The following is a 15,025-nucleotide window of genomic DNA, read 5'->3' as shown; positions in this document are numbered from 1 at the left end:
ATGAGAAACCCTGATGACCGCTACCAGGAGATGGCGTGCCTCAAGGACGACATTGAGGCGCTGAGGCTGAGCATGCAAGCCGTTGACGGCGGCTCGGGAGGTGATCCGCCCTCCCTCGTGATGATTGTTATCGGGGTGCTTGTATTTTTATTCTCACCGCTTATTTTCTTACCAGCCATGGCGGTCAAGGTCACTGCGGTAATAGCAATTGGAGCTATTCTTTCGGTGGTTCTTTCCGGCCTGTTGAGTAAGAGAGCCATTGCTCACTGAGCTCAAGAAGGATATTATGAAGGAAACCTCATTAATACTTGCTATATCAGCTCTGTTCATGGCACCTGCCGTGCCGGCTATCGAATATGGCTACAAGGTGAGCGCCGATGCGAAGGTCTTCACGGTTACCTGCGATCTCCCCCTCATGGCGACCGGTAATTATTGGTGCAGCTATGATTCCGTCCAGGGCTGATAGAGGGAAATGACCCGCGGCAGTGACCGATGGCGCGTAATATTTCCTCGTCTGGAGGAGCATGGTACCGTTCTGAAGAAACTATTCACAGTTCTCCATAATACAGAGAAAAAGGTTCTCTCCCTTTTACTTACCTGGAACTGCCCTTTATTTGACACAGACTCTCAAAGCGCTTCTGAAATTGAAAAGTCTTCAGCATGAGGGGGAACCATGGGGATAAGGCTCTTAAAAGCTTCTGGCGGTCTTCCGCCTCTTGCAGGCAGCGTGAGATAATGAAAGGAGGTGCCCCTCATAAGCAATTATCAATGCTTCGGGAAGGAATGATACATAGGATTAAATAAACAGGAAAGGCGGAATAAAATGACGCAAGCCGCTCAACTAGAGAAACTGTCCCTTGACCTGGGCAGCGGGGTGAAGCTGGAACTGGTGAAGTGCCCTGCGGGAAAGTTCATGATGGGCTCTCCTGAAACGGAAAACGGCCACAGTGTTTATGAAGGGCCCCGCCACGAGGTGAATTTTACCGAGCCCTTCTATATGGGAATCTATCCCGTGACGAGAGAGCAGTGGGTCCAGGTAATGGGAGGCGACCCCAGCGAAGGATCGAAGCACCACAAGGCCCGTTTCCTCCAGCCTGAGCACCTGGGCAAAATGGTGGAAGGCGATCCGAGCCAGTTCCCCGGCAAGCCCACCCAGCCCGTGGACAGCGTGAGCTGGAAGGACGCCCAGGAGTTCTGCAAAAGGGTGAGCGCCCTGACGGGCAAGAAGGTTCACCTGCCCAGCGAGGCGGAGTGGGAATATGCCTGCCGCGCCGGTTCGACAGCCCGCTTCTGCTTCGGCGACGATCCCGCGTGCAAAGAACTCACCGAATACGCCTGGTTCACCGCCAACAGTAATGATTACACCTATCCCGTGGGCCAGAAGAAGCCCAATGATTGGGGAATATATGACATGCACGGCAACGTGGTGGAGTGGATGCAGGATGGGCTTCACTATACCTATGAAGGAGCGCCCACCGACGGGAGCTCCTGGGAGGCCAATCACAAAATAACCCCATCAGGTGAATGCCGCATGATGCGTGGCGGCTGCAATAACAGCCACGGCGAAGGCTGCCGTTCCGCCGGCCGCGACTGGGGGCCAAAAAAGAACCGCTGCGGCGACGTGGGCTTCCGCGTGGCGGCTTCGATGTGATGATACCCGGGGGCTCAAGCTCTCTGCCCCCGTTTTTTTCCCGGCAGTTCTCCCCATGCCAGGACCATTACAAGGTCCTGGCATGGATTTCTTGACACGGCCCTCTCTCTGTGCTACTATTGTGTGGTGATAACACTATCATTCTCCTGATCCAGCATCACAATGTACCAAATACCAAGGAGCCGCCATGACCAAGAAAGAATACGACGCCTCGCATTATGAGCATCCCTCCGTCACCGTTGACATGGTGATATTCACCATCCAGGACGACGAGCTGAAAGTGCTCCTTGCGAAGAGAAAGAACTGGCCCTACAAGGACCGCTGGGCCATTCCCGGCGGCTTCGTAAGAATGAAGGAGTCCCTTGATGACGCCGCAAAGCGCGAGCTTTACGAGGAGACCCACGTGAAGGATGTCTACCTCGAGCAGCTCTATGCCTTCGGTGATCCGAAGCGCGACCCCAGGACAAGGGTCATCACCATCGCTTACTATGCCCTCGTGAAATCAGAGGATCTCACGATACTCGCCGATACCGACGTGAAAGATGTGAAATGGCACTCGACGGCAAAGCTCCCGAAGCTCGCCTTCGACCATGAGAAGATTGTCAGCTTTGCCCTCAGGCGCCTCCGCTCCAAGATACTCACGTCCAACATCTCCTTCCAGCTCCTGCCTGAGCATTTCACCCTCACGGAGCTCCAGAAAGTCTATGAGACTGTGCTGGGGAGGCCGCTCGACAAGCGGAATTTCAGGAGAAAAGTCCTCTCCCTTGGCGTGATAAAAGAGACTGAGGAGAAGAAGCTCGAGGGGCGCCACAGGCCCGCCCAGCTCTTCACTTTCAACCCGGAGGCCGACCTGGACTGAGCCAGCGGCTTTCCGGTGAAGCTCTATGCTCAGAGAGGCATCGGCACTCCCAGGTACTCGAAGGCGGGAGCCGTTGCCACCCTTCCCCTGTTGGTCTTGTCGATAAAGCCGAGCTGCAGCAGGTAAGGCTCGTACACTTCCTCTATGTTCTCCGGCTCTTCGCCCAGCGATGCGGCGATGGTTTCAATTCCCACGGGCTTGCCCCTGAACTTCACCACCAGGATCTCCAGGAGCTTCCTGTCAACGGAATCAAGGCCATGCCTGTCAATCCCGAGCTGCTCTAGAGCATGGCGGGCAAGCGTGATGGTGATTGTGCCGCCGCCTTTCACCTCGGCGAAATCGCGGAGACGCCGGAGAAGCCTGTTGGCGATGCGGGGCGTCCCCCGGGAGCGGCCTGCAATCTCGACGGCCGACTCATCCTCCAGTGAGACGCGGAGTATCCTGGAGGCCCTCGAAACAATCTGCCTCAGGTGGGCCGCCTCGTAGAATCCCATGGAAAAGATGATGCCGAAGCGCGCCCTGAGAGGCGACGATATGGCGCCTCCCCTGGTGGTGGCGCCTATGAGCGTGAAGCGGGGGATGTCGATCTTGATGGGCCGGGCAGCTACTCCCTTGCTCATCACGCGGTCAAGGGTGAAGTCCTCCATGGCGGGATAGAGAATCTCCTCGATGGGCCTCCTGAGGCGGTGAATCTCGTCAATAAAGAGGACATCGCCCTCTTTCAGGGATTTCAGGGTGATGATGAGGTCTATGGGGCGCTCGATGGCGGGGCCCGACGTGGAGCGGAGGTTCCTGCCGAGCTCGCGGGCAATGATGGCGGCGAGCGTCGTCTTTCCCAGGCCCGGTGCGCCGTAAAGGAGCACGTGATCGAGGGCCTCTCCCCTTTTCAGGGCCGCCTCCAGGAATACTTTCAGGTTTTTCTTTATGGATTCCTGGCCGATGTACTCTTCAAGGGTCCTGGGCCTTATGGACTCGTCATAGGCCAGCTCGTCATCGAGGGGCTTTGTTGAGAGGAGGCCCCCCGTATTGCGGCGCTCATCCTTCATTCATTCCTCCCGAGGATTTCGAGTGACCGGGCCAGGAGCTCCTCAGAGTCCATGGATTTCTTCCCCGCCTTTTTCAGGACCTTGCCGACGGCCTTCCTCGCCTCGGCGCCTGTGAGGCCCAGGTCCACCAGGGCCGCCACGACGTCTTCGGCGCCTCCCCCCCCGCGGGGCTTCCCGATACCTGCCAGGGCAATGAGCTCCCCCTTGTCTTTCAGCTCAAAGATGACGCGCTCGGCAATCTTGGGTCCCACCTTGGGAATCTTCTTAAGGAGTGCCAGGTCACCGCTGAGGATGGCGTGGGCCAGTTCGGGGGCCTCCACCGAGGAGAGCATCGCCATAGCCATCCGGGGGCCGATATTTTTCACCGCGAGGAGCAGCAGGAAGAGCTCCCGTTCATCCTCTGTAAAGAAGCCGAAGAGCTCAAGCCGCTCCTCTGAAGAATGGAGCCACGTAAAGATCCTGGCCTTCTGCCCCGCGGCAACGGGGAGCCCAAGGGGCCTCACGGGCACTGTCACCGCGAAGCCCACGCCGCTCACATCCATGACGACGGTGCCGTTTTTTATGGAATCAATGATACCGTTGAGATGAGCTATCATCTGATATCTCCCGTCTCGAGATGGAAAAGATGGCAGAGCGCCGTGGCAAGGGCATCGGCCACGTCGTCGGAGCCCTTGATTTTCTCCAGGCCGAGGTGAAGTTTCACGACTTCCTTCACGTCGCTCTTCGAAGCCCTTCCATAGCCCGCGAGGCTGCCCTTTACCTGGAGAGGAGTATATTCCTTTACGGGGAGCGAGCTCTGGGCCGCCGCAAGGAGGATCACTCCCCGGGCTTCGCCTACCAGGAGGGCGGTTTTCGTATTCTTATTGAAGAAAAGGAGCTCCTGGGCCATCACGTCGGGCCTCTGCTCCTCGATAACCTCGAGGAGAGCGCGGTGGAGAATGGCAAGGCGCTGCTCCCTCGGGGTGTCCTTGTCGGTCTTGATGCATCCGTACGCGACTGCCTCGATAGTGCCATTCTTTGATGAAATGACACCGTAGCCCGTACGGGCTGTGCCGGGATCAATGCCGAGAATCACCATAGGTCAGGCTCCAAGCTTATCCATTATTTCTCTGGGGATGTCAAAATTCGCATACACCTGCTGCACATCATCGAGCTCTTCGAGCTCCTCCATGAGCCTCAGCACATTCGCGGCATCATCTTCCTTCACCTGCACGGTGTTCTGAGGGATCCACGTGATTTCCGCCGACTCGTAGGCAATCTTCTTATCGTCGAGGGCAGCGCGGACTGCGCTCAGAGCGGCCAGTTCCGTCACTATCTCGAAGCCGTCGTCGGTATTCTGGAGGTCTTCGGCGCCGGCTTCAAGAGCTACGGTCATAAGCGTGTCCTCGTCAACGGCTCCGCCGCTTATGACAATAAGGCCCTTCTTCAGGAACATCCAGGCCACGCACCCTGTCTCGCCAAGGCTGCCGCCGTTCTTTGTAAAGATACGCCTCACTTCGGCCGCCGACCTGTTCCTGTTGTCGGTGGCGATCTCCATGATGAGGGCCACGCCTGCAGGGCCGTAGCCCTCGTAAATGAACTCCTCGTAGTCCGTTGAGCCTGACCCTGAGGCTTTCTCTATGGTGCGCTTGATGCTGTCGGCGGGCATGTTCACGTCCCTGGCCCTGCCGATTGCCACCTTGAGGCGGAAATTGTTATCGGGATCGGGGCCTCCTTCTCTCACGGCCATATGGATCTCCTTGGAGACCTTGGTGAAAAGCTTTCCGCGGAGTGAATCCATCTTCCCCTTCTTTATCTTGATATTGTGCCATTTTGAATGACCCGACATTGGAAACCTCCCTTTAGTAGAACATTATCTCCCTTATCCCCGGGGAAAAGCGATCTGCACCTTTCTGCTCCCTGCACTTCCCGGGGCCATGTGCCCCTTGAGCCTTTCCAGAAGCTTCAGGAAGCTCCATAAAAGGATATGAGCATCCATGCTCTTCTCATCGCCGGGCCAGGTCTCCCGTGCTGCCCTCTCGAAATGAGAGGCAAGATCTTTATAATGGGGCGTCTCTATGGCAAGGGTGAGCTCTTCCACCCCGTCTTCAAGCGAAATTGAGAGGTCGGTGCCCTCGGGGAGCCTGGTGAAAAGATAGGTGACAAGGCAGTAAAGAGCGTCACGGGCATCTTCCTCGAATGCCGTGACCTCGGAGCACGAGGGAGGATAGTCCTGTTCAACGTTCATACCGCGCCTTTCGGCATAATAAACAGTGTACAATATCGCTTCCTTCAGAAGCCCGGTAAAATCGACAGGTTTCAGTGCCGCGTCGCAGGCCTTCCAGAGGAATCCCATCTTTCTGATGGTATCCCGTGAGCGCCTGGAATTGCCCTCGATCTCCTTCAGCTCTTCCATAAGAGTGTCATCAAGCTCCTGGGCTTCCAGGGCAAGCTGGGAATAGCCCATGATGCCTGTCAGATAATTGTTGAGCTCATGGACATGGACTCTCACCACGGTAATCTGGTATGCCTTCCTGGCAAGCCTGAGAAAATACTCCTCTCCTGTAAAGGCCCGATCGCTCATCTGATGGTTCTTTCCCGCCGTCTGGCGCTATGGATAAAGACGGGAGAGCATTCTAGGATAGGGAATGCTCTCCCTGAGGTGCTCCAGCCCGCAGATCCATGTGATGGTCCGCTCTATCCCGATACCAAATCCGCTGTGGGGCACCGACCCGTATTTCCGAAGGTCCAGGTACCACTGGTATGCTTCTATCGGGAGGCCGTGCTCCTCGATTCTCTGCCTGAGAAGGCCGTAATCATCAATTCGCTGTCCCCCGCCTGTGATCTCGCCATATCCCTCGGGCGCGAGCATGTCAACGCAGAGGGCGAGATCGGGCCGCCCGGGATCGGGCTTCATGTAAAAGGCCTTGCACTTCACGGGGTAGCGGTGGACGAAGAAGGGCCTGTCAAACTTCTTTGAGAGGACTGTCTCATGCTCGGCGCCCAGGTCCTCGCCCCAGGGCAGCTCTACGCCTTCGGACTTCAGCAGTTTTATGGCTTCCTCGTAGTGAACCCTCGGGAAGGGAGCCTTCACGTTCTCAAGCGCCGAGGTGTTCCGCTCAAGGGTTTCCAGGTCCTGCCTGCGCCGCTCCAGAACCCTGGCGACGACGTAGGAGAGCATCTCCTCCTCGACCCTCATGTCCTCGTCGAGATCAGCGTAGGCCATCTCCGGCTCGAGCATCCAGAACTCCATCAGATGCCTTCTGGTCTTGGACTTTTCAGCCCTGAAGGTGGGGCCGTAACAATAGACCTTTCCGAAGGCCATGCAGTTGGCTTCATTGTAAAGCTGGCCGCTCTGCGAGAGGTAAGCTTTCTTGTCAAAGTAATCGGTCTCAAAGAGTGTTGTGGTGCCCTCGCAGGCGGCAGGGGTGAGGATGGGGGTGTCAATCCTGATGAAGCCGTCGCCCTGGAGGTAGTCTTCGCACGCTCTCACGATCTCGTTGCGGATCCGCATGATGGCCTGCTGTTTCGAGGATCGGAGCCAAAGGTGGCGGTTGTCCATGAGGAAGTCAACGCCATGCTCCTTGGGGGTAATAGGGTAATCTTCCGCCACCTGGATGAGTTCCACGTCGGTGACTGTCATCTCGTAGCCGCCGGGGGCTCGGGCATCCTGCCGCACGCTGCCCGTGACCACCAGGGAGCTCTCCTGCGTGGCTTTCAATGCCTTCTCAAAGGCCTCACCGGGGAGCTCTGATTTCACCGCCACGGCCTGGATGGTCCCGGAGCCGTCGCGGATCTGGAGAAACACGATCTTTCCACTTGAGCGTTTCTTGTAAAGCCAGCCCTTGATGGTCACCACAGCGCCCTCATGGGCACCTATGGCGCTGATCCTTACCACGGGGGGAGCGAGGGTATCTGACAAGGCACACCTCCTGAACTATGATGATAATAGGCTGCTGCCGGGGTTCCGTCTTACGGAGAGTTGCTGTGCAAGCGCCTTCTTGCTTCGAGCTCGTTGGGGCAGATGTCCAGGGCCTTTTTCCAGGCTTCCTCGGCCTTCTCACGCATCCCTCTTGCATAGTAGATGTCTCCCAGGATGATATAGGCATCGGCATTGAGGGAGTCGATCTCCAGGACCCTGTAAACTTCGCGGAGAGCCCGTACATACTGCCCTGCCTGGAAATAGGTGTTGCCGATGTTGAGCCTTATGTAAAGCGAGTCGGGATCGATCTTGAGGGCCTCACGGAACCTCTTTATGGCCTGGGCTGTCTCCCTTTTCCTGAGGTGGAGGTTTCCCAGGCTCACGAGGGCTTCAACGGACTTGGAATTGACCGAGAGGGCATGGGAAAGCAGCTGCTCGGCCTCCTTCAATTCCCCGCACTCCATCAGGATGTTGGCGAGAAGTATGGGAGTCTCCTCCATCCTGGGCTCAAGCGAGAAAGCGCTTCTGAGTATGGTGACGGCCTGCTGCCTTTCGCCCCGCCTGGCCAGGGCATATCCCAGGTTGAAGAGGGCCTCGGGAGAGGTCGGCGAGATCCTGATGGCCTTTCTCAGCTCGGTGATGGCAATGTCAAGCCAGCCCTGGTACATGTAAACAAGCCCCAGGTTGATATGGGTCCGGGCATAGGTCGGGTTGATTTTCAGGCACCACTTGAGGACTTCCACAGCCTGGTGGAACTCGCCAAGGTAAAAGAAGATGAGGGCCCGCAGGTTGAGGGCTTCCACATGGTGGGGTCTCAGCTTCAGAATCCTGTCGAGCTGCCTGAGGGCTTCCCCGTATTTTTCCATTTCGACATAAGCCTCGGCAAGGCTCAGGTTCAGCTCCAGGTCGTCGGGCGAGAGGCTCAGGGCTTTTTTCCAGGTCTGGAGGGCTTTTTCATACTCCTCCTGCTGGAAGTGCGAGAGGCCCAGGTAATAGTAAACCTCCAGAGAGAGGGGATCGTGCTTTATGACATTCTGCAGGTGCTTGCGGGCTTTCTCGTATTTTCCCTTGTCTATGTAGGCAATGCCCAGCTCAAGGTGCCCTTCCACGTTCTGCCTGTCAATGGATACGGCGCTCTGCCACTCTTTCATGGCTTCGTCGAGCATCCCCTTTTCCTGGAGCTGCCGTCCCCTGGCAAGATGATTCTCCAGCCTCCGCTCTTTCAGCTGGGGGAAGATCCTTATGATTTTCGGAGATTCCTTGATAAAAGTGTTTTTCATAGGAATGGCTTCACTTTATAGTCCCCAGGGCGTCATAGGCCGACACGGCCTCTATTCCTGCCTCCACTATGTCTCCCGGAGACGGCACCGGGCCTTCGCTGTGCTCCTTCGTTTTCAGGAGCACCACGCCATCGACGTCGGGGCTGTCCCACTCTGACCTGCCGATAAAGGCTATGTCATGGAGCATGAGTTTTCCCCTATTAGGATTCCCCAATTCTGCCGTAATTCCTTTTAAAAATGCCGTGTCTTGCTGTTCCCTCTTTTTTTCGATCATCACGGCCACCGTTTTGCCAAGCCTCTCATAGTTCACTTCCCCTGCAATCTTCCTTTGAAGCCTCATCGCCGCATCGTGGCGCCTCTCCTTTTCCCTGCCGGGGACATTGTCCTCATAGGAGTAAGCGCGGGAGCCCTCCTCCCGGGAGTAAGAAAAAAAGCCCGCCCTGGCAAGACGGGCATCTCTCAGGAAATCCAGGAGCTCCTGGAAGTCCTGCTGAGTCTCGCCGGGAAAGCCGGTGATGAACGTGGAGCGGAGGGCCAGGCCCGGCACCCTGCCCCGCAGGCCTTCTATCAGGGCAAGGAACTCATCCCTTCCCCCGGGTCTTCTCATCCTTTTCAGGACCTCCCTGCTCGCGTGCTGGAAGGGGATGTCGAGGTATCTTACCATTTTCACCGAGGATTCCATGAAGCAGATGAGCTCATCGCCGAGGGAATGAGGGTTGATATAGAGAAGCCTTATCCACCGGAGACCCTCTATTTCCTCAAGGCGTACAAGAAGCTCCGGGAGCCTCTGCCTCCCGTAAAGGTCCTTGCCATAGAGCCCTGTATCCTGTGCCACAAGCACGAGCTCCCTTACCCCGGCGGCCGCAAGCACCGATGCCTCAGCAGCAAGGGCTTCAATGTGCCTGCTCCGGTAGGGCCCCCTTATGGAGGGGATCACGCAGAAGGAGCACTGGTGATCGCAGCCATCGGCAATCTTGAGGTACGCCCAGTGAGAGGGCGTCACCTGCCTCCTTCCCTGGTAGGGAGTAAAGGTGCTGCCGGGAGGGCTCACGAGGATTGCAGGCCCCTCTTCAATGGGCTTTTCAATGAGCTCGCTTACCCTGGTGACCTCCTCAATGCCGAACCATCCGTCAACTTCGGGGATAAGGGAGAGGAGATCTCTGCCGTAGCGGGAGGGGAGGCACCCCCCCACGAAAACCCTGTAGGAATAGCGCTTCTTCTTCCTTGTGAATTCAAGGATGGTCTCTACCGACTCTGTCTTTGCCGATTCTATGAAGCAGCAGGTGGTGATGATCACGGCATCAGCAAGGTCTTCGCCTGTGACCCACTCGTGGCCGGCCTTCTCGAGGTGGTGTATGATGACCTCGGAATCCACAAGGTTCTTGGCGCATCCAAGGCTTACGAGGTAGAATTTCATAACAGCCCTTCCATAGGGGCCCCTCCTATTTCCCTTCCCCTTTGAAGCTTTTCAGGAGGGCCGTCATCTTTGCCTCCTTGGTGCCTTCTCTCCGCGTTGACTCCTCTTTCACCATCCCTATGCCCGGGGCGAACCAGCGGTTTATCTCGTACTCGAGCCCCCTGTCGTGTTTTCCCCTGATGATGATCTTGAAGCAGTCAAGTTCCCTGTCCAGGGCCTTTATCCTCTCGGTCTTCTCGACCTTGAACTGGTAAGAGGCCTTCTCGTCGAGCACTTTTCCCTGCCATTTCCATTCCTGCCCCACGGTGACCGGCGTCTTGAGCACGAGCTCGGGAGGCTCGCGCATCACTTCCTGATCGGGCCAGCATATCTTGAAAAGCGTCACTCCTTCACTGGTCTGGGCATAGTATTCCTTTTGAAGACTTTCCCCGCTTGAGTTCACGAAGCTCTCCAGGACAAAGCACTCGTCATTGTCAACCTTTTCAGTCCTGTTGATCTTCACTTCAAGCTTGATGGGCTGCTGGAGGCCCTCCACTTTTGTCTCGTAGAGCCACTGATAGCCTACCTTCATTGGGAAGTATTCGTTGTCTTTTCTCGCCTTCGGGCAGCCCGCGATGAGAAATGCGGCGCCTATGAGGGCTGGCAGTATGAGTAAAAATCGCTTCATCTGTTCCTCCTTGTTCTGGGGGCTTTACTGGCCTGTGAAAAGGCTGTAAAGGAGATTGTATGGCACCTGAATGAGAGGTCCCGCGGCAAAAGCCACTATCACGAGGACCACCATAAGCACACGGGGATCATTTCTCTCTACGGCATCCATATGCCGCGTCAGCGAATAAGGAAGGATGCCCTGCAGTATCTTCCAGCCGTCAAGGGGCGGCACGGGGAGAAGGTTGAAGAGCCCCAGCCCCAGGTTCACCATGGTGAAATAGGAGAGAAAAAGGCCGGGCAGGGTGCCGTAACCCACAATCCCCGCTTTGAGCAGAAAGCCTGAGCCCCCTGCAAGGGCAAAGCTTGCGAGAGGTCCTGCCAGCGCCACAAGAACCACGTCGGTCCTGGGGTTCTTCATGTATTCCGGTTTCACGTTGGGAGGCTTTCCCCACCCGAAGGTGAAAGGCATCACGATAAGGGTGAGCAGAAGAAGGCCTCCGCCGATGGGATCGAAGTGCGCCAGGGGGTTGAGGGTTACCCTGTTTTCGTACTTGGACGTGGGATCGCCGCACCGGAAGGCGGTCCAGGCATGGAAGAACTCGTGGACCGTAATGGCAATGATAATGGAGGGGATTCCGAAGATGATGCGAAAAAGCCTCTCCTCCACTTGTTTCCCTCCTTTTCCGGGCCTCACAATCATTCTCCAGCAAGCCTGACTTCTCCTTCCCCAGCCTGCAGAGGAAATCAGCCGTCTGCGGTGAAAATACACGCTATGGAATCAAAGCCTTTTATGATCTCCTGGAACACTACGGCGGCCTGCAACCTCTCGTGCCGCCACTGTTACCGTGATGCAGGCAGCAAGGGCTCCCGGGAGCTCACTACCGGAGAGGGATTCAAGCTTCTTGACCAGATCGCCGCCCTGGGGTTCAGGCTCATGATCCTGAGCGGAGGCGAGCCTCTGATGCGAGAAGATATTTTCGAGCTGGTGAGCCATGCCGCGGGGCTCGGCCTCAGGACCGTGCTGGGGACTAACGGCACCCTCATTACGGAAGACACGGCGAGGCACCTCAGGGCGGCGGGCCTTTCCAGGGTAGGTATCAGTATTGACAGCTGCAATGAAAGGGATCACGATGCATTCAGGCAGCATGAGGGCGCCTTTCGGGAGGCACTTGCCGGAATTGAGAGCTGCCGCGCAGCGGGCCTCCCCTTTCAGATTCACACCACGGTGAGAGATGAGAACCGCCGGGAGGCAGGCGGCCTGACCGATATGGCAGTGAGCCTCGGGGCAAAAGCCCACCATATTTTCTTCCTTGTCCCTGTGGGGCGGGCGGCATCAATGGAGGAAGAGCAGCTCAAGGTGCGAGACCATGAGAAGCTTCTCTCCGCAATCGTGGACAAGGCGAAGGAATGCCCCATCGAGCTCAAGCCCACCTGTGCCCCCACTTTCATGAGGATAGCAAAGGAGAAAGGCCTCGCCACCAGGTTCACAAGGGGCTGCCTGGCAGGGCTGTCTTACTGCGTGATCCTTCCCGAGGGGGACGTGCATCCCTGCCCCTATCTCCCCCTCTCGGCGGGAAACGTGAGGGAGCGCACACTTTCCGAGATATGGAACAGCTCGGAAGTGATGAGAACCCTTCGCATGGAGGAATACAAAGGGCGGTGCGGCTCGTGTTCATCAAAGGAGCTCTGCGGAGGCTGCAGGGCAAGGGCATATTTCGCGGCGGGCGGGGATTACATGGCAAGCGATCCCTGGTGCCTGAAGAAAAGGGACATGGGGCCGGAGAAGAAGGATAATCTCCCCGCTGAGGGAGAAAATAATGATCCAGGCCCCGGAGCTCTCTGAACGGATATTCTGATGGCAATGACATCAATGAAAAAAAGAAAAGGATTCTCCCTCATCGAGCTTCTCATGGTGATGGTCATCATCGTGATGCTTGTCACTATCTTTCTCACTTTTCTTGAGATGCGCCACAGGACGGTGGTAAAGGCAGCCGTCGTGGTGTTCATAGAGAACGTGAATGCCTGCAAGAAAATTGCCCTCATGTCGCCCAAGAAGAGGGCAGGAGTGATTTTCCGGCCCGCAAAAGGCCCCTACACGTCCTATACCATCTCCTCCGACATTCAGCCTCCCAGGCTTTTCAAGCTTCCTGCAGGCGTCAGGATCACCGACTCCAACAACATAGCGAGAGCTGATGTAATAAGGGTTTCCGAGTCAGGGGATCTCATCGACGAATTCGGGCAGGAGGTGAAGGTACCCGACCCCGGCATCCTGATCTTTTCAAGCGCCGAGACAGACAAGACTTACAGGGTGAAGTTTTCCCTCAGCCGGGGGCAGATATCCTTCGACTGAGAGGCTGTCACCTCGGCGATATCCTGAGTTCCCGCGCTTCCGCCCGCGATGAGGGAAAGGCCTCGTCTCTATCGAGCATCATGCCGAAATAGCGTATTTTTTCAAGACCCGGCGGGAGATCAAGGGCGCACAGCCGGTCATCGTTCAGGAGAAATACCGCTTCGGGTCTTTCGCCGCGGAAGCTGATTTTCCACCTCATGGCATCTTTGAGAACCTTATCAGAGGGATAGGATCCTTTGCTGTCAGGACCTTCCGCCGGGTTGAAGCCCATTCCGGTGAGGAGCTGATCCTTCGCGGCTTTGCGGAGCTCTTCAAAGGAGAGGCCCTTTTCATAGTGCACAAACCTGGCGGAGTATTTCCCCGCTTCCTCAATGCCCCTGGTATCGATGAGCTCAACGCCCAGAGAGGGGCCCTCTTCGGAGCCCCAGAAAAAGATGAAGGTGCCGGCCTTCTGCTCGCTAAACCGCAGTTTGAAGGTGATTTCTCCGGGAGTGAGAGCTTCCCGGGAAGCGGCAAAGACAAAGGCTGAGCGGTGATAGCCCATCCCCGCCCCCTCGCTTTTCGGGACCAGGAGCACCAAGCCCCTCTCGTCATTCTGCACTTCACCGTATTCGCCGAGAAAATCCCAGAGGTCTGCTGCCATCTCTCTATCAAGGGCATCGAAGAGGGTGTACATGGCGCGATCCTTTTTCCCGGCCACTCCCCCATGCCCCGCCGTCAATTTCACCAGGAACGCCGCCAGGAGAAGCACAAGCAGCAGAGCGCCGGCCGCGAGATAATTCCTGGCAGTCCACCATCCCGACGTTCCAACCGCAGCTTCCTTACTCCCGGCAGGCCGGACGCGCTCATCAATAGAATCATCGGCGTAAGTCCTGCCATCATGGCGGAGGGCAGGCTCCATTCTCTTTTCGGCGGCGACCTTTGTGGGAACCCCGTTTTCCTCATTTCGGGGCGCCTTTTCCGCGTCATCGGCTTCCATCTTCCTGAGGGCCGGCAGCACCTCCACGAGGGCATCCTTGAAGTCGAGCACTGTCTGGAAGCGGTCGTCGGGATTTTCCGCGATGGCCCTGTCCACTATCGCTGCGAGCCTGCTGTTGGCCTGGGGATAAACCGATTCAAGAGGCTCAATGGCCAAAGGCGCCGGCCGTTTCCCTGAAATAAGATGGTGCATCGTTGCGCCCAGGCCGTAAATATCGGATCTTGTATCGGGCTTTCCCTTGAACTGCTCCAGGGGGGCATAGCCCACGGTGCCCACAAGCGTCTTGGTGCTCAGGGACTGGCTGTCAATACCCCTTGCGAGGCCGAAATCCACCAGGAACACCTCCCTGGACTTCTTGTGGAGTATGATGTTTCCGGGCTTGACATCCCTGTGGATGATGGGATTGGGCTTGTGGCTGTGGAGGTAGTGAAGGACCTCGCATATCTGCACGGCGTATTCAGCTGCAAGGTATTCGGGCACAGGCTTTCCAGTGAGGCTGAGGTATTCATCGACAAGCTTTTCCAGGTTTGTTCCCTCGATGAAATCCATCACGATATAGCATACGCCGCTCACGGTGAAATAATCTATCACCCTTGGGATACCACGGTGATTCAGTATCACAAGGATGTTGGCCTCTTCCTCGAATTTCTTTTTCACCAGCTCAAAGGTCTCCTGGGAGGAAAACTCCTGGAGCATCTCCTTGAGTGCCACCTCGCGGCGCCGGAAATGCGTGTCAAATGCCTTGTACACAGCGCCCATCCCCCCTGACTTGATGGGGGAATCGACCTCGTACCGCTCGTTCACAAGAGAGCCTTTTACCAGTTTCATCATACCGCCTTCCTTCCCCATTCTCCCCCCGGGTGGCAAAATTCCTTCTCCTGTGACGCCTGTGAA

17 protein-coding genes are annotated in these 15,025 nt (G+C 56.7%); 6 read left to right on the top strand and 11 right to left on the bottom strand.

Annotation, left to right across the window (positions count from 1 at the left end; all coding sequences use genetic code 11):
- The 4 genes from RDV48_06845 to RDV48_06830 all read left to right on the top strand — a co-directional run bounded on the left by RDV48_06845 (nucleotide 1) and on the right by RDV48_06830 (nucleotide 2,510).
- A complete protein-coding gene (locus tag RDV48_06845) occupies nucleotides 1–270 on the top strand; it encodes a hypothetical protein (protein MDQ7822497.1) in 270 nt (89 codons plus the stop codon).
- Between the two features lie 16 nt (nucleotides 271–286).
- Nucleotides 287–463 (top strand): hypothetical protein, encoded by a 177-nt coding sequence (locus RDV48_06840; protein MDQ7822496.1) that lies wholly within the window; start codon nucleotides 287–289, stop codon nucleotides 461–463.
- Nucleotides 464–823: 360 nt separating this feature from the next.
- Nucleotides 824–1,651 carry a formylglycine-generating enzyme family protein gene (locus tag RDV48_06835; protein ID MDQ7822495.1) on the top strand — a complete coding sequence of 276 codons (828 nt, stop codon included), beginning with the start codon at nucleotides 824–826 and terminating at the stop codon, nucleotides 1,649–1,651.
- A gap of 187 nt (nucleotides 1,652–1,838) precedes the next feature.
- Nucleotides 1,839–2,510, top strand: a complete 672-nt coding sequence (locus tag RDV48_06830) for an NUDIX domain-containing protein (protein ID MDQ7822494.1) — start codon at nucleotides 1,839–1,841, stop codon at nucleotides 2,508–2,510.
- 29 nt (nucleotides 2,511–2,539) lie between these two features.
- Here RDV48_06830 and ruvB read toward each other — a convergent pair whose 3' ends face one another.
- From ruvB to RDV48_06780, 10 genes are all read right to left on the bottom strand, one after another.
- The gene (gene ruvB / locus RDV48_06825) at nucleotides 2,540–3,556 is read right to left on the bottom strand and encodes a Holliday junction branch migration DNA helicase RuvB (GenBank protein MDQ7822493.1); all 1,017 of its coding nucleotides are present in this window, start codon (nucleotides 3,554–3,556) and stop codon (nucleotides 2,540–2,542) included.
- Nucleotides 3,553–4,152 (bottom strand): Holliday junction branch migration protein RuvA, encoded by a 600-nt coding sequence (gene ruvA / locus RDV48_06820; GenBank protein ID MDQ7822492.1) that lies wholly within the window; start codon nucleotides 4,150–4,152, stop codon nucleotides 3,553–3,555. Before ruvA ends, ruvB begins: the two co-directional genes overlap by 4 nt.
- Entirely contained in the window at nucleotides 4,149–4,634 is a 486-nt protein-coding gene (ruvC, locus tag RDV48_06815) for a crossover junction endodeoxyribonuclease RuvC (GenBank protein MDQ7822491.1), read from the bottom strand. Before ruvC ends, ruvA begins: the two co-directional genes overlap by 4 nt.
- Before the next feature lie 3 nt (nucleotides 4,635–4,637).
- On the bottom strand, nucleotides 4,638–5,384 hold the full coding sequence (locus RDV48_06810) for a YebC/PmpR family DNA-binding transcriptional regulator (GenBank protein MDQ7822490.1): 747 nt from the start codon (nucleotides 5,382–5,384) through the stop codon (nucleotides 4,638–4,640).
- 33 nt (nucleotides 5,385–5,417) lie between these two features.
- Nucleotides 5,418–6,119: a hypothetical protein gene (locus RDV48_06805; GenBank protein ID MDQ7822489.1), complete on the bottom strand. Its 702-nt coding sequence runs from the start codon at nucleotides 6,117–6,119 to the stop codon at nucleotides 5,418–5,420.
- Between the two features lie 27 nt (nucleotides 6,120–6,146).
- Nucleotides 6,147–7,433 carry an asparagine--tRNA ligase gene (gene asnS / locus RDV48_06800; GenBank protein MDQ7822488.1) on the bottom strand — a complete coding sequence of 429 codons (1,287 nt, stop codon included), beginning with the start codon at nucleotides 7,431–7,433 and terminating at the stop codon, nucleotides 6,147–6,149.
- A 74-nt stretch (nucleotides 7,434–7,507) separates the two neighbouring features.
- Nucleotides 7,508–8,737, bottom strand: a complete 1,230-nt coding sequence (locus RDV48_06795) for a tetratricopeptide repeat protein (protein MDQ7822487.1) — start codon at nucleotides 8,735–8,737, stop codon at nucleotides 7,508–7,510.
- Between the two features lie 10 nt (nucleotides 8,738–8,747).
- Nucleotides 8,748–10,154, bottom strand: a complete 1,407-nt coding sequence (rimO, locus tag RDV48_06790; protein MDQ7822486.1) for a 30S ribosomal protein S12 methylthiotransferase RimO — start codon at nucleotides 10,152–10,154, stop codon at nucleotides 8,748–8,750.
- Between the two features lie 25 nt (nucleotides 10,155–10,179).
- A complete protein-coding gene (locus RDV48_06785) occupies nucleotides 10,180–10,821 on the bottom strand; it encodes a hypothetical protein (GenBank protein ID MDQ7822485.1) in 642 nt (213 codons plus the stop codon).
- Between the two features lie 24 nt (nucleotides 10,822–10,845).
- On the bottom strand, nucleotides 10,846–11,469 hold the full coding sequence (locus RDV48_06780) for a site-2 protease family protein (protein MDQ7822484.1): 624 nt from the start codon (nucleotides 11,467–11,469) through the stop codon (nucleotides 10,846–10,848).
- Between the two features lie 123 nt (nucleotides 11,470–11,592).
- On the opposite strand from RDV48_06780, the gene RDV48_06775 reads away from it, so the two are divergent.
- Together RDV48_06775 and RDV48_06770 are read left to right on the top strand one after the other, a co-directional pair.
- Nucleotides 11,593–12,645 (top strand): radical SAM protein, encoded by a 1,053-nt coding sequence (locus RDV48_06775; GenBank protein ID MDQ7822483.1) that lies wholly within the window; start codon nucleotides 11,593–11,595, stop codon nucleotides 12,643–12,645.
- A gap of 27 nt (nucleotides 12,646–12,672) precedes the next feature.
- Entirely contained in the window at nucleotides 12,673–13,152 is a 480-nt protein-coding gene (locus RDV48_06770) for a prepilin-type N-terminal cleavage/methylation domain-containing protein (protein ID MDQ7822482.1), read from the top strand.
- A gap of 7 nt (nucleotides 13,153–13,159) precedes the next feature.
- Here the strand turns inward: RDV48_06770 and RDV48_06765 are convergent, their stop codons facing one another.
- Nucleotides 13,160–14,962, bottom strand: a complete 1,803-nt coding sequence (locus RDV48_06765; GenBank protein MDQ7822481.1) for a serine/threonine-protein kinase — start codon at nucleotides 14,960–14,962, stop codon at nucleotides 13,160–13,162.
- Nucleotides 14,963–15,025 lie beyond the last annotated feature (63 nt).

The organism is Candidatus Eremiobacterota bacterium, assembly GCA_031082125.1.
Lineage (GTDB): Bacteria > Vulcanimicrobiota > CADAWZ01 > CADAWZ01 > Ess09-12 > Ess09-12.
Note: the sequence above shows the minus strand (reverse complement) of the source record. Positions and strands in the feature narration are given on the sequence as shown.